The 14106-nt window shown below is 50.7% G+C and carries 10 protein-coding genes; 4 read left to right on the top strand and 6 right to left on the bottom strand.

All coding sequences use genetic code 11. The features are described 5' to 3' along the window. Window positions 1-21 precede the first annotated feature (21 nt). The 5 genes from H8S65_RS01950 to H8S65_RS01970 all read right to left on the bottom strand — a co-directional run bounded on the left by H8S65_RS01950 (window position 22) and on the right by H8S65_RS01970 (window position 6700). Window positions 22-1293, bottom strand: a complete 1272-nt coding sequence (locus H8S65_RS01950) for an FtsX-like permease family protein (protein ID WP_186928281.1) — start codon at window positions 1291-1293, stop codon at window positions 22-24. Window positions 1294-1612: 319 nt separating this feature from the next. Continuing rightward, window positions 1613-2881 (bottom strand): ABC transporter permease, encoded by a 1269-nt coding sequence (locus H8S65_RS01955; RefSeq protein WP_186928282.1) that lies wholly within the window; start codon window positions 2879-2881, stop codon window positions 1613-1615. A 15-nt stretch (window positions 2882-2896) separates the two neighbouring features. After that, window positions 2897-4165: an ABC transporter permease gene (locus H8S65_RS01960; protein WP_186928283.1), complete on the bottom strand. Its 1269-nt coding sequence runs from the start codon at window positions 4163-4165 to the stop codon at window positions 2897-2899. A 20-nt stretch (window positions 4166-4185) separates the two neighbouring features. Further along, window positions 4186-5454 (bottom strand): ABC transporter permease, encoded by a 1269-nt coding sequence (locus H8S65_RS01965; protein WP_186928284.1) that lies wholly within the window; start codon window positions 5452-5454, stop codon window positions 4186-4188. Window position 5455: 1 nt separating this feature from the next. Then, entirely contained in the window at window positions 5456-6700 is a 1245-nt protein-coding gene (locus H8S65_RS01970; protein WP_186928285.1) for an efflux RND transporter periplasmic adaptor subunit, read from the bottom strand. Between the two features lie 205 nt (window positions 6701-6905). On the opposite strand from H8S65_RS01970, the gene H8S65_RS01975 reads away from it, so the two are divergent. Continuing rightward, window positions 6906-7754, top strand: coding sequence for a PepSY-like domain-containing protein (locus tag H8S65_RS01975; RefSeq protein ID WP_186928286.1), 849 nt, complete (start codon window positions 6906-6908; stop codon window positions 7752-7754). Between the two features lie 91 nt (window positions 7755-7845). On the opposite strand, the gene galB is transcribed toward H8S65_RS01975, so the two are convergent. Continuing rightward, the gene (galB, locus tag H8S65_RS01980) at window positions 7846-10350 is read right to left on the bottom strand and encodes a beta-galactosidase GalB (protein WP_186928287.1); all 2505 of its coding nucleotides are present in this window, start codon (window positions 10348-10350) and stop codon (window positions 7846-7848) included. 86 nt (window positions 10351-10436) lie between these two features. Here galB and H8S65_RS01985 point away from each other — a divergent pair, with 86 nt between their 5' ends. The 3 genes from H8S65_RS01985 (at window position 10437) to H8S65_RS01995 (ending at window position 14105) form a co-directional block, all read left to right on the top strand. Next, window positions 10437-11756 (top strand): anaerobic C4-dicarboxylate transporter family protein, encoded by a 1320-nt coding sequence (locus tag H8S65_RS01985; protein WP_186928288.1) that lies wholly within the window; start codon window positions 10437-10439, stop codon window positions 11754-11756. 44 nt (window positions 11757-11800) lie between these two features. Continuing rightward, window positions 11801-12232, top strand: coding sequence for a DUF6078 family protein (locus H8S65_RS01990; RefSeq protein ID WP_222616225.1), 432 nt, complete (start codon window positions 11801-11803; stop codon window positions 12230-12232). Between the two features lie 325 nt (window positions 12233-12557). Continuing rightward, complete coding sequence (locus H8S65_RS01995) at window positions 12558-14105, top strand: ATP-binding protein (protein ID WP_186928289.1); 1548 nt, start codon at window positions 12558-12560, stop codon at window positions 14103-14105. Window position 14106: the final 1 nt, after the last annotated feature.

Consider the following 14106-nt stretch of genomic DNA (forward strand, 5'->3'; position numbering starts at 1 on the left):
ATAGAGTTAACAATAACATTCTTACTCATAGTGTAACGCCTCCGCCGGCGCCGTCCGTACCGCCTTGCGTACCGGGAACCAGACACCGATGCAGATCATGGCGCCCATCAGAAGATAGGTGAAGCCGAAGGTCATGAGGAAACGCATGAATGTAAGCGGTTGGCGGTAGGAATCGAGCTGGTCTATATAAGCCATGTTGAAGGCGAAGATGACCAGCAAGGGCAATGTCAAGGCAAGCAGGCAAAGCCCCTCGGCATACAGATAGCGTTCCAGCGTGATACGGTGCGCGCCCAAAGCCATACGGAGGCCGATCTCGCCTTTGCGGTTCTGCATGCGAAGCCAGAAAGTGCCGATGATGCCGAAGAAGACATTTACCAGCATGAAAGCCATCAGGGACATCTTATTATTTGCCTCCCGCTCCTTCCAACTCAGTTGCTGTTCGCGGAAAGAGGAAATCGGGGCAATGCCGTAGACATAGAGGTTGTTGACCTTCAGCCTCTCCCCCATTCCGTCCAGGAACAGGTTCATCTCGTTCTGCGTATAAGGACGTTTCATGCGGACACAAAACTCGGCGCTGCTCGCACCGAAGCTACTGACGGTAGAATTGTAAGTTTCTCCTTCCAAGCACTGGAAATAAGAGGCTTCCGGACGCTCGTATTCGTTCGTGCGGATGGAGGCGGAGACTGCTGCGATCTCGGACGACAGATCGCGACCGCCATGATACACGCGGCGGCCTACAACATTCGGGGCGCCGTGATAGAAGCCTTCCGCCATTTCAGGCGTGATCACAATCACGTTATGCCGCCCGGCGACCTTGTCGTAGACCGGTTCCCCGTCGACTGTCCGGATACGGAAGAGGCGGAAATATTCCGGCGTGACGTTGCGCATCTGGAATGTCTCCATATTCTTGGCATAAACAGTATCGCCATCCATCGGCTTGACTTCCCGCCAGGAATTACCGTTCGAATAGGGGCAGGAATAGAAGGTGACGCAAACATCCTCCACCTCCGGGTTCTGGCGGATCTGAGTCATCAACTGCGTCAGGTCTTCCGGGTCGGACGAGTGGTAGAGGGAATCGGGGACGTAGCCCGGCGCCTTCACATCCAATGTGCTCAGCTTAAAACGCCATACGTTCTCTACATCGAAGCCCAGCGGTGCATGATACGTCCGGTAATCCACCCAGAACGCATCCACCATCATCCAGAGCACGCCGGCCACCACTAACAGTTCCGCAAATATCCAGCCGTTGCTGCGACGCTGGTTCCACATTATCTTTAGAATATGTTTGATCATTATATTGGGTTTATTTTATTATTAATATGTTACCGGTAAATAAATGATGATTTACCGGTGTGTTTCATGCTTGTGATTATAGTGTCGTGCCTCAGGCTCTCTTTTGCCGTCTGCTTCAGCAGACGGATAGATGATTGTTCCGGCTTTGCCGGTTCCTCTGTGGGTTTTAGCCCCTTTTATGGATTCTATTTAAAGGGGCTAAAGCCCACAGAAGAAGAGGCTTTGCCTCCAGGCCTTTTAATCCGTCTGCTGAAGCAGACGGCAAAAGAGAGGCTACGACATAAGGCACAGCTTTGTTTGTTAGCTCACATATAAATCATCATTTCTCCTTCCCCTTTAACGCATCCACAATCTGTTCACGGGCGATGCGGATTGCCGGGAGGCCGGCGCTCAGCAGGTTCAACAGCAGCGTGAAGAAGAGGGCGGCAACGAACAGGACGGGTTTGAAGAGCATCTCGAAGGTGACCGCTGTCTCCTTTGTCAACAGGAACGACTTGCAGAGTTGAAGCAGGACGACCGACAGGACGATCCCGATCAAGCCCCCGATCAGGGTGATAATCAGATTCTCGCATAAGACCTGTGTCAGCAGGCGTCCTTTCGTCGCCCCGAACGCTTTACGAAGCCCCATCTCGGAGCGGCGTTTCTGAACGGACGACTGGACGACACCCGTCAGGTTCAGCGTCGGCACCAATAGCAGGAACAACAGCAAAGGAGCCGTTTCCGTCAGATATTCTTTCCATCCCCTCAAGATACCTCCGTTCATATCGTTCGATCCCAATGCCAGGTCCAAACGGGAGAATACGAAGTTTATTCCTAAAACAAACTCCCGGCCGGCAGCATTATAACGGCTGACCGCCTGTTTGATCTCCGAACGGATCGCCTCGAAATCGCTCGCCGAGCGAGCCAGGATAACCCCTTGGAAACTACCGCAGACACCTCCGCACGACCTGCCGTTCACATAATTCGTATTGCTGGTATAAGGAGCCCAGACATCCGCGAAGGCATTGTTGGCTGCCCGCGTCGGGTCTTCCACCACTCCCGTAACCGTATGCGGCACGTACCCGATCATCACCTCTTTCCCTATCGGGTCTTCCGATCCGAAAAGTTTGCGTGCCAACGTATTCGTAATGACCACGCGAGGCAGGCCGGAACTGAAATCCGCATCCGTAAACGGTTTGCCGGCAGTGAAACGGAAATCGAATACCTTCCAGAAACCGGGATCGGTATACTTTATTACATACTCCTCGAACAACTGGCGGTCCGGCAGGGAGATGATCGCCTTGCTACTCGTTATTGCCGTCACCGCTTCGGGCGTCTGAAGCGGATAGAGGCATTCTTTCACTACGCCGTCGGACATGGCGGTCGAATTCCGGTTTTTGTTATCCTGTGAATCTGCCCGTATTCCCATGATGTAAAGCATCCTGTCCCGGTTCGACTCCGGGCGGAAACCGACCAGCCTGATCTGTAACTGGAGGATCACCACCAGTATCATCGCAATCGAAAGCGCTGTCCCAAGAATCGAGACCACACTGGTAAGGCGATTCTCCTTCAACATCTGGATGGCTTGCTTGAAATATTGTTTGAACATATTCGTGATGGTTTATTATTCGTAATGTAATGACTCTGCCGGGTCCATCTTCGCAATCCTGCGTGCCGGGAACCAGATACCGACCCAGATCATGCCGGCCAGCAACAGGAGCGCGCTGCCGAAAGTGGCTAAGAAACGCCACCAGGTGTAAGGCTGGCGATAGGTGTCCGGCAAATCGAAGTAGAGCACATTGGCGATAAAGATCAGAACCAGCGGCACGGTGAAGAACAGCAGGCTAAGACCTTCTACATTCATGAACTGTTTGAGCTTGCTCCGGGAAGCGCCGAGGGCGGCACGCAGTCCCAGTTCGCCCCGGCGGTATTGCGTGCGGAGCCAGAAAGTCCCGACGATGCCGAAGAAGACGTTGACCAGCATGAAACCGACAAGAAAGCATTTCTTCGTCAGGTTATCCGTACGGGGTTTCAGGAAAGAGGCGCGCATCTCCTGCAAAGGCTTTACACTGGACACATAGAGGTTATTCACAGTCAGGCGGTCGCTCATCTGCTGCAATAGCGTCTCCATTTCTTCCGCCCGGAAACCGTCTTTCATCCGGATGCAGCACTCTATGTTCTGCGCCTGTGCCCAACCGGCAACATCGATGACATCCTTATCACTGCGCCACACGTTATAGAAGCAAGGCACGCTCTTATCATATTCCGTCCGCCGGATCGATGCGGAAACAGCAGCTACAGTCATCGATCCTGTAGAAGTACCGCTCCATCTCACCTGCCGGCCCAGCCCCGGCTGTCCGTTCCAAAAGTCTCTCTCCATATCGGCGGTAACAACAATCTCACCCGTATGTTGCTCTACGATCGGACGCAGGGGATGCCCCTCCTGATCCGTAAACCGGAACACATCATAATAGGCAGGCTGCACCCTGAAATACTGGAATACATTGGCCTTTTGCGCCGTATCGGCCTCCGCCTGAATCAGGGAATTCCAGGAAGTATTCCAGGAATAAGGACAGGCAGCGTAAAAAAGGCTGGCCTCTTCCACCTGGGGATTCTGGCGCAGGTTATCAACCAGACGTATCAAATCTTCTCCGTCGGACGACTGGTGCAGCTCGTCCGGAACGTAACCGGGTATATCCGGGCTCATCTTCCCGAAGTTTACTTTGTAGACGTTCGTTATATCAAAACCCAATGGGGTTCTATAGGTGCGGATATCCACATACAAGGAATCCATCATGACCCAAAGAATGGCTACGACCAACAGCAACTCCATAAATATCCAGACATTGCTTCTGCGCTGGTTCCATATTATTTTCAGTATATGCTTAATCATTGTCTTATCGTATTAATGGTTTATCTATTCTCCTCTCCATCTTTCAAGGATGTCACGATCTGCTGCCGGGCGACCTGCACGGCAGGAATACCGGCCGAAAGCAAATTGATCAGCAGGCTGAACAGCAATGCCAGTAAGAAAACGGCCGGCTGAAAAATCATATCTCCGCTCAAGGATGTTCCGCTATCCTTCAACAGGAAGTCTTTGCAAAGCGGCAGGAACGACAACGACAAAGCCAGTCCTAAAACGCCCCCCAAAAGGGTTATGACACAGTTTTCGTACAACACCTGGCGGACAAGCACTCCGAAAGTCGCGCCGAACGCCTTGCGCACTCCCATCTCCGAACGCCGCTTCTGTACGGAAGACTGTGTTACGCCCAGCAGGTTCAGGGCCGGGACGAGCAACAGGAACAACAACAGGCCGCCTGTCTCCATCAGGTAGTCTTTCAGTTCGACCTTAGATTGTCCTTCAGAACCGATTGCGACATCGAAACGGGTGATCGGGTTCTCGAAGAAGTTGATCTGTGCATCCTTTTTCGTGGAGTTATAGCGGGCGATCTGTCCGAGCAGCTCCTGGCGGATCGCATCGAAGTCATGGCTATCTTTTGCCAACAGGCATACGGCGAACCATCCGCACATACCCTCCGAATAGACATTCGACATCAGAATGTGATCAGACGTATAGGGAACCCAGACATCACCGTATGCCGTATTGGCTGCGCGGCTGACATCTTCCACCACGCCGCAAATCGTATATGTAGCCAAATCGATGATAACAGGCTTCCCGACGACATCGGTCGTCCCATACAGATACTTCGCGATGCCCGCCGACACGACTGCCTGCGAAATAGCCGAATCGAAATCGGCCTCAGTAAAAGGCTTGCCTGCCACGAAACGGAAAGAGAAGATCTTCCAGAAGCCGGGATCGGTATATTTGATATCATAAGCCTTATACATCCGCTTTCCCGGTATGGACAAAGGCTTCACCTGGGAGGCATATCCACAAACCGCTTCGGGCTGTTTCAGGGAGTAGAAACATTCTCTCACGGCTTCGGGTGACATATTACCCCGGTTCCAACCTTCACTCGACTGAACCTCCGTACCACTGTCCACATACATCATCCTGTCGCGGTCATTCTCCGGATAGAAGTTGGCGAACTGTATCTGGAATACCAGAACCACCACCATAATCATGGCAATGGATATTGCCGTCCCTGCAATGGATATGACGCTGACGAGCCGGTTCTCTTTCAGCATCTGGACAGCTTGTTTGACGTATTGCTTAATCATATTATTCTAATTTCAGTTTGTTTTTATCCTTATAAGCGTTCATATCCGAGACAACGACCTCGTCGCCTTCCTGCAGGCCGCTGACCACCTCCACATACTCGAAGTTGCTGTCTCCCAACTGCACTTTGCGTTTCAACAACTGGTCGCCGTTCACGACAAAGAGTTCGTATTCCCCTTTTCCTACATAATAGGAAGAATTTGCGATACGGAGCACGTCGTCTTTCACGGCATTCATGACATAGACATCGGTCTTCAATCCGGAGCGGAGACGCCTGTGGTTATCCTCTTCCAACTGGACGGTGAAAGAGATCACGCCGTTCTTTGACAAGGGAGTCACATCGCTCACCGTGCCGTCCAGCTTGTCGCTGCCGATCTTGATAACCGCCTTGCTGCCTGCGGCAATACGGTCGCCGTAGGTATCGGCAATCTCGCCTTCGATCTTGAAGTGTGACAGGTCGGAAACGATTGCCACCTTCGCTCCCTGTCCGATCTGCGAACCGATCTCGTTGTTCACATAGGTCAGGATCGCTTTGCGGGGCGAACGGATCTGGGCATCTTCCAACGTACGCCGTGTTTCGGCAAGGCTTTTGCGGAAGATATTCAATTCCAACTCTTTTACTTTCAGATCCGCTTCGGCAAGAGCCTGTTCGTTCTTATATTTTTGTTCGTCTTCCTTCAGTTTGAGGACACTCACGTTATAATCGAGTTCCACCTGGCGGACTTTATCGGTCGTACCGGCTCCCAAGCTGTCCAAATAGCGTTCGTTACGAAGTTCGACAGCTTTGCGATCCAGTTCCATGCGGGAGACTTTCAGGTTCATTTCCATTTCCGAAAGTTTGTTGTGGTTCGTCACGCGCTGCTGTTCCAGTTGCAGGTTCTTCATCTGTTCTTCGTCCAACTGCTTGTTATATTCCGTCTCGGCGCTCTGCAAATCCAGTTTCAGGATAGGCGTGCCGACATCGACTGAATCCCCGCCCCGCTTATACACTTCCACGATACGGGAGTTGATCGGCGAATTGATGATCTCCTCAAACGCGGGGATCACTTTACCGGACGCACTGACCGAAACTTCGATCACTCCCTTGTCGACCTTAGAAATGTTGAGGTCTTTCCGTTTCAGACTGGTCTGAAGCATGGAGATCACCACTACGATCAGGACGATAAGACCACCGCCGACCGCTCCTATCTTGATAAACTGTTTGCGTTGTTCCTTTCTCTGTACTTCTTTTGAAATCTCTCTGTCCATATTTAGTATTGTTTTAATTCTTCTTTTTCCGGCATTCCCGCCTTGACGGCTTTTACAAGGCAAACTCCGTGCCAAAAACATAAATCATTGATTACGTGAAGATATGACCCGGAATAAGTGTTCAATATCGGACAGTGTGTTCGGTTTTGAGAAAACTTTTCCATCCCTGTTGTTGTTTATTCGTAACAAATTAAAACGATAAATTATGAACGCTAAAATTTCAGTCTTTACGATCTTCGCAAGTTTCGCCCTGCTCTTTGCCGGCTGTAGCAAAGACGACGAAAACATACCGGGCGGTATCGAACCTCCTAAAACAATCCTGGATGCTTTCAAGGCCAAATATCCGGATGCACGCGACACTGAATGGACCGTCAATGACGATTATTATGTAATTGACTTTGAAAATAACTCTCTCGATAACACCGCCTGGTTCGACCATCTCGGAGTATGGGCCATGATCAAGACGGATTTGCCGCTCAACGAGTTGCCCACAGCTATCTCGACCGATATCCGACAAGGGAAATATGCCGGTTGGAAGATTGAGGAAGCCGATACCATCGGCAGAGCCGGAATGGGAACCGTATATAAGGTAGAAGTAGAAAAGGCGGAACAGGAAACCGACCTGTATTACACTTTATATGGTGACCTGATCAAAGCGGTCGATAATGCTAAAGATGATGTGGATCAACCGATCATCGTCCCCGAAAAAGTGGCCGGCCTGATGGAACTGACCTTCCAGGGAGCAGAGTTGCTGGATATAGAAAATACGACTTTCGGTGTACAGTTGGCGATCCTCGACGGGAAGACTTTAAAGATTGTCGAACTGACCCAGATATATACTTGGAAAAGTACGACCTGGAAAGTTTCGGAACAGGAAGTTCCGACAGTCATCATGGATGCGTTCAAAGCCTCCGAATACGGAAGCGACCAGGTGGAATCTATCTACATGTTTATCGATGCCAACGGCGCCTTCCACAAATTCAATGTCATGCACAACGGGCAGGCTGTAACGGTCGAGTTCGATGTGTTTGGGAATATCGTTACTAACAAATAAAAAACAGATAGGCATCGGATTCATAACGGATGCCTGTCCGTTTCCAATCCGATGCCTATTCGTTTTTATCGGGATGGGCAGATAATTCTACCTATTCGCTGATCAATTCGATTTTTGAACTTTTCACACCCGGAGCAGAGGCTTCGAAGACGATGACGCCCGGTGTTTCTTCCGTCTGTACGATTGCTGTCAATTGTCCTTTGAAAAGGGACATCTGCGGGGCCTGGAAAGATTCGAGCGATGCAGGGTCGCCGTTGGCTGCCGCACGGTAAGAACCGGAGCCGCGGACGTTGAACTTCACCTTATGGGTGGCATCCGGACAAAGGTTACCGTTCTTGTCGACAACACGGACATTGATAAAAGAGAGGTCCTTGCCATCGGCTTTCAGACGGTCGCGGTCGGCAGTCAGTTCGATATGGTGAGGCTTGCCGGCTGTATGCACTTCCTCTTCGGCGACGGCGTTGCCATCCTTGTCATAAGCGACCACTTTCAGCGTGCCCGGTTCATATTTCGTGTCCATCCACATCAGGCGGTAGCGCTTCTGTCGCTCGAAACTCTTTTGGGCGGCTTCCGTATAGCTGCTGTCCAGTTCGATGCTCAGGTCTTTCGTGCGTTTACCCTGGCTCTTACCGTTGATAAAGAGTTCGGCTGTCGGATAATTGGTATAAACAAAGACAGGCGTTACTTCACCTTCACGTCCAGGCCAGGTCCAGTGCGGCAGGATATGCAACGTACGCGCAGCTTTGTTCCAATGGCTGCGGTAGAGGTAGAAACGGTCTTTTGGAATACCCGCAAGGTCGATGATACCGAACAGGGAACTATGGCTTGGCCAATCCGTATAGTAAGGCGTCGGCTCACCTAAATAATCGAAGCCGGTCCACACGAACTCACCGATGCAATACGGCAAATCTTCATGCTGTATAAAGTCGTCTTCCGGCAAGTTGGACCAACCGCAATGTTCCACGTCGTAGCCTGAACTCTGATGATCGTCATATTTAGCCATCGCCTTACGTTCGACCGGGAATTTATAAACGCCGCGTGAACTGACCGTCGAAGCGGTTTCGCTACCTAAAATGATCCGCTGCGGCAACTTCTTATAGTTTATCTTGTATTTGAAAGGACGGTAGTTGAAACCGGGCACATCCATTACAGCCGCAAAGTTATTGTTGACCACAGCATCCGGATTATCCATGCCTTGTGTCACGGGACGGGTAGGGTCCTCGCGATGGCAGATATCCTGCAACCACTTGGCCGTCTTGCATTCGCCTTCAGGCCACTGGTTGGGCACTTCGTTACCGATGCACCACATAACGACGCTCGGATTGTTGCGGAAGTTGTGAATCAGGTTCACCATGTCTTTCTCCGCCCATTCGTCAAACAGCAGGTTGTAGCCGTTCTTGCATTTCGCCATGTTCCACTCGTCAAAGCTCTCCGCCATAATCATCATCCCCATTTCGTCACAAGCCCTTACCAGCTCAGGCGCAGGCATGTTGTGGGAGGTACGGATCGCATTACACCCCATGTCTTTCAGGATGCGGATCTGGCGGCGGATGGCAGCATCGTTGACGGCAGCCCCCAACGGGCCGAGATCGTGATGGTTGCAGACGCCCTTAAAGACGGTCCGCTTGCCATTCAGGAAGAAGCCTTTGTCCGGTATAATCTCGATCGAACGGATACCGAAAGGAGTCGTGTAGATATCCTTCAGCTTGTCGCCTTCATACAGACGGGTTTCTGCGGAATACAAAGCCGGCATTTCCGGCGACCATAAGGACGGCTCCTGGATAATAAACTCCTGCTCCGCCTGGTCGTTGTTGTATTTCATCTGCGCAAGAGAAGTGCGGACAGCCGTCAACTTCTGCTTGTTCGGGTTCCATACGCTGGTTTCCACGCTGTACTTGGCGGGATCAGCCCCTTCGGGAAGAACCACTTTGGTGCGCACGTTCACTTTGGCAAACTTTTCGTTTACCGAAGGAGTCGTGATATATGTACCCCAAACCGGGATATAGGCGTCTTCGGTCACGATCAGGTGAACATTCCGGTAAAGACCGGCTCCGGGATACCAGCGCGAAGATTCCGGCAGGTTTTCCAAACGCACTGCCAACGTGTTCTTCTGTCCGGGCTTCAGATATTTCGTGATATCGAAGTGGAAAGAGTTGTAACCATACGGCCAATAGCCGACCTTCTGCCCGTTGATATAGACATTGGCATGGCTCATCGCCCCGTCGAACAGGATCGTCGCCCGCTTGCCTGCCTGGAACTGCGGGACGTCTAACTCGGTGCGATACCAGCCCACACCGACAAACGGCAGCCCGCCGGTACGCCCGGCATGCTCCATCGCCTCCTTCTGGCCGTCCTGCGAGATGGCGACCTCCTGTTTATCGTTCTGGGAACTGAAAGGGCCGTAGATCGCCCAATCGTGCGGGACAGTCACGGACTGCCACTTGCTGTCGTCGAAAGCAGGTTTTATAAACTCATTGTTGTCTTCGCGCGTGAACTTCCAGTTTTTCTCCAACAAAAGCTCACTCCGCCCCTGTGCCGACAATGCCGACACACACCCAAACAAGCCTACCAAAGCTGCGAAATAGATTCTTTTCATTCGTATTAATTGTTTTTGTAGTACTTAGCGCAACAAAAATAATTAAATTTGCAACCTTTACAAACTAAATCTGCATTTTACAAGACATGTTGTTACAATTACTATTCGTTTTAATTGCAATTATTATCGGAGCCCGCCTCGGCGGTATCGGTTTGGGCGTATTGGGTGGCCTGGGACTGGCTGTCCTTACTTTCGTATTCGGCCTCGAACCGACCTCCCCTCCTATCGACGTGATGCTGATGATCGTCGCTGTCATCGCAGCCGCCAGTTGCATGCAGGCAGCCGGCGGACTGGACCTGATGGTGAAATGGGCGGAAAAACTGCTGCGCAAGAATCCTTCCAAGATCACGATCCTTAGCCCGCTGGTCACTTATATATTCACCTTCATTGCCGGGACGGGGCATGTGGCTTATTCGGTCCTTCCCGTGATAGCGGAGGTTGCAACCGAAACGAAGATACGTCCCGAACGGCCATTAGGGATTGCCGTTATCGCTTCCCAGCAGGCGATTACGGCCAGTCCGATCTCGGCGGCGACCGTAGCATTGCTCAGCATGCTGTCGGGATATGACATCTCATTGATGAACATTCTGATGATCTCCGTCCCCTGCACTTTAGCCGGTGTTTTGGCAGGAGCGTTCTGTTCCCTGCGCGTCGGCAAAGAGCTGACGGAAGACCCGGAATACCTGCGCCGCGTCGCAAACGGGGAGTTCACGGACGATAAATATGTGGCGAAAGGAGTCGAGAACCATCGCGCCGCCCTCCTGTCGGTGATCATATTCATAGCGGCGACAATCGGCATCGTCCTGTTCGGCTCGATGGATTCGCTGCGCCCGGTGTTCAGCCTGGCAGACGGGGCGACCCGGCAAATGCAGATGGCGCATATCATCGAGATCCTGATGCTTTCGGCTGCCGCCCTTATCCTGCTCGCCACCCGGACGGACGGGATAAAGGCCGTGCAAGGCTCCGTCTTCTCCGCCGGCATGCAGGCAGTCGTTGCGATCTTCGGTATCGCCTGGATGGGCGACACCTTTATCGGCGGGAACATGGCGGAACTGAAAGGCTCGATCGAACATGTGGTGACGGAAATGCCGTGGCTGTTCGGCCTGGCCCTGTTCGTGATGTCCATCCTGTTGTTCAGCCAGGCGGCGACTATCCGCGCGATGTTGCCGTTGGGGATTGCCCTCGGCATATCGCCTTATATGCTGATCGCCTTATTCCCGACCGTAAACGGATATTTCTTCATCCCGAACTATCCGACCATCGTGGCCGCCATCAACTTCGACCGCACCGGAACGACGCACATCGGCAAATATCTCCTCAACCATTCGTTTATGATGCCGGGGCTGGTTGCGACCGGAGTGTCGGTTGCGTTGGGGTTGCTGATGATACAGTTGTTTCGTTTTTAGGCATACATTATATATTATAGATCATCTTAAATAGTAATTCTATCATGATTAAATTCGATTATTCCCAAGTCCCTTACAATTACGGAGCATGCGCCGCAGACAATTGCCCCAAGTCTTCTACCTGCCTCCAGCATCTGGCATTGGAGCATGCCCCGGCAAAACCGGCATTCCTGCTGACTTTAAGCCCGGCTGCAATCAAAAACATAAAGGGAGATTGCAAATATTACCGCCCGAACATAGAAATCCGCTATGCCAAGGGCTTCCTGAACCTGATCGGCTCTCTGAAAGTAAATGCCGCCCAAACATTCCGCTGCAGGCTTATCTCCCACTTCGGACGCAAGAATTATTATCTTGCACGCAAAGGGGAATGGCTGATCCATCCTACAGAACAGCAGTACATCATCAAGCAGGCAAAAGAACTTGGGCTTGAAACGAATGATTACTTCGACGGTTATATCGACGGCTACGACTGGTAAAAAGAGAGGCAAAACATAGGTATTTATCTAATTAAACTACAGCATATTACAGTTTCCTACCGCAGGAAACTACAGTTTCTCCCCCTGGAAACTAAAATTTCCTCGGCAGGGAACTATAATTTCCTAAGCAGGGAACTACCGTTTCCCACTTAGGAAACCGCAGTTTCTTACTAAGGGAACAGGAAAGAGTTGCCTATGGGATTTTCTATCGCATCCAATCAGAATGCCCGGAAGCCGCTGTTCTTTTTTAAAAAGCCTTTGGGGATAGATGTTATTACACCATATTTTACTAACTTTGTGTAGTAATCAATTTAATCGGAAGTATATGGCAAAGCTTTATCCCATCGGCATACAGAATTTCGAAAAGATCAGACGTAATGACTTTCTTTATGTAGACAAAACTGATTTAATTCACCGATTAGTAAAAACGGGAAGTTACTATTTCCTGAGCCGTCCCCGACGGTTCGGGAAAAGCCTGCTGATTTCTACACTCGAAGCATACTTTCAGGGAAAGAAAGAGTTGTTTGATGGACTCGCGATTGCAGAGAAGGAAAAGGAATGGACCGTGCGTCCTGTGCTTCATATAGATTTGAATATTTCCAAATACGAGCAGGAAAGCGATCTGGAAGATATGCTGAACCGCAGCCTGGTTGCCTGGGAAAAGCTGTACGGGGCTGATCCGGCTGAAAGAAGTCTGGCGCTGCGTTTTGCCGGTGTGATAGAGCGGGCTTACGAACAGACCGGCCAACGTGTTGCCATATTGATTGACGAATATGACAAACCATTGCTCCAGGCAATCACCAATCAGGAGTTGCAGGAGAAATTCCGCAATACCTTGAAGCCTTTCTATGGAGTGATGAAATCCAAAGACGGGTGCATCAAGTTCGCCCTGCTTACGGGTGTGACCAAGTTCGGGAAAGTCAGTGTGTTCAGCGATTTGAATAATCTGATGGATATATCGATGGACGACCGATACATCGATATTTGTGGCATTACAGAGAAAGAAATCCATGTTAACTTCGAAGAGGAACTACATGAACTTGCTGACAATCTAAAGATTAATTATGAACAGGCCTGCAAAGAATTGAAAGATCGTTACGACGGCTATCATTTTGTAGAAGACTCGGAAGGGATATACAATCCTTTCAGCCTGTTAAATACTTTTGCCAAGATGAAGTTCGGCAGCTACTGGTTCGAAACCGGAACGCCTTCCTATTTGGTGGCGTTATTGAAGAAAAGCCATTACAACCTATATGAAATGGCACACGAACAAACCAGCTCCGCCGTGTTGAACAGCATCGACGCCAACTCTTTAAGCCCCATACCGGTCATTTACCAAAGCGGTTACCTGACAATAAAAGGATATGATAAGGAATTCGGTATCTACCAGTTAGGCTTCCCTAACAAAGAAGTGGAAGAGGGTTTCATCAATTACCTGCTGCCTTTCTACACTTCCGTAAACGCCGTAGATTCGGCTTTTGAGATACAGCGTTTCGTCCAGGAAATCCGGGGCGGAGAGATCGACGCATTCTTCCGCCGCCTGCAATACTTCTTTGCCGATACGCCTTACGAGTTGTTCCGGGATCTGGAAGTGCATTATCAGAATGTGCTTTTCATCGTCTTCAAGCTGGCCGGTTTCTATGTGAAAGCAGAATATCACACATCACAGGGACGCGTCGACCTGGTCTTGCAAACAGATCGCTACATATATATAATGGAATTCAAGCTGGAAGGTTCCGCCGAGGAAGCATTGCGCCAGATCGAAGAAAAGGGATATGCGCTGCCGTTCGCCGGTGATTCGCGCCAACTGTATAAAATCGGCGTGAACTTCAGCTTTAAGACACGAAATATCGAAAGCTGGATCGTGAAATGAT

It is taken from the genome of Parabacteroides hominis (genome assembly GCF_014287585.1).
GTDB lineage: Bacteria > Bacteroidota > Bacteroidia > Bacteroidales > Tannerellaceae > Parabacteroides > Parabacteroides hominis.

What these genes read in the sequence shown, in the direction of transcription:
- H8S65_RS01950 (WP_186928281.1), bottom strand. Translation starts at nt 1,293, where the DNA reads ATGATCAAACATATTCTAAAGATAATGTGGAACCAGCGTCGCAGCAAC.
- H8S65_RS01955 (WP_186928282.1), bottom strand. Translation starts at nt 2,881, where the DNA reads ATGTTCAAACAATATTTCAAGCAAGCCATCCAGATGTTGAAGGAGAAT.
- H8S65_RS01960 (WP_186928283.1), bottom strand. Translation starts at nt 4,165, where the DNA reads ATGATTAAGCATATACTGAAAATAATATGGAACCAGCGCAGAAGCAAT.
- H8S65_RS01965 (WP_186928284.1), bottom strand. Translation starts at nt 5,454, where the DNA reads ATGATTAAGCAATACGTCAAACAAGCTGTCCAGATGCTGAAAGAGAAC.
- H8S65_RS01970 (WP_186928285.1), bottom strand. Translation starts at nt 6,700, where the DNA reads ATGGACAGAGAGATTTCAAAAGAAGTACAGAGAAAGGAACAACGCAAA.
- H8S65_RS01975 (WP_186928286.1), top strand. Translation starts at nt 6,906, where the DNA reads ATGAACGCTAAAATTTCAGTCTTTACGATCTTCGCAAGTTTCGCCCTG.
- galB (WP_186928287.1), bottom strand. Translation starts at nt 10,350, where the DNA reads ATGAAAAGAATCTATTTCGCAGCTTTGGTAGGCTTGTTTGGGTGTGTG.
- H8S65_RS01985 (WP_186928288.1), top strand. Translation starts at nt 10,437, where the DNA reads ATGTTGTTACAATTACTATTCGTTTTAATTGCAATTATTATCGGAGCC.
- H8S65_RS01990 (WP_222616225.1), top strand. Translation starts at nt 11,801, where the DNA reads ATGATTAAATTCGATTATTCCCAAGTCCCTTACAATTACGGAGCATGC.
- H8S65_RS01995 (WP_186928289.1), top strand. Translation starts at nt 12,558, where the DNA reads ATGGCAAAGCTTTATCCCATCGGCATACAGAATTTCGAAAAGATCAGA.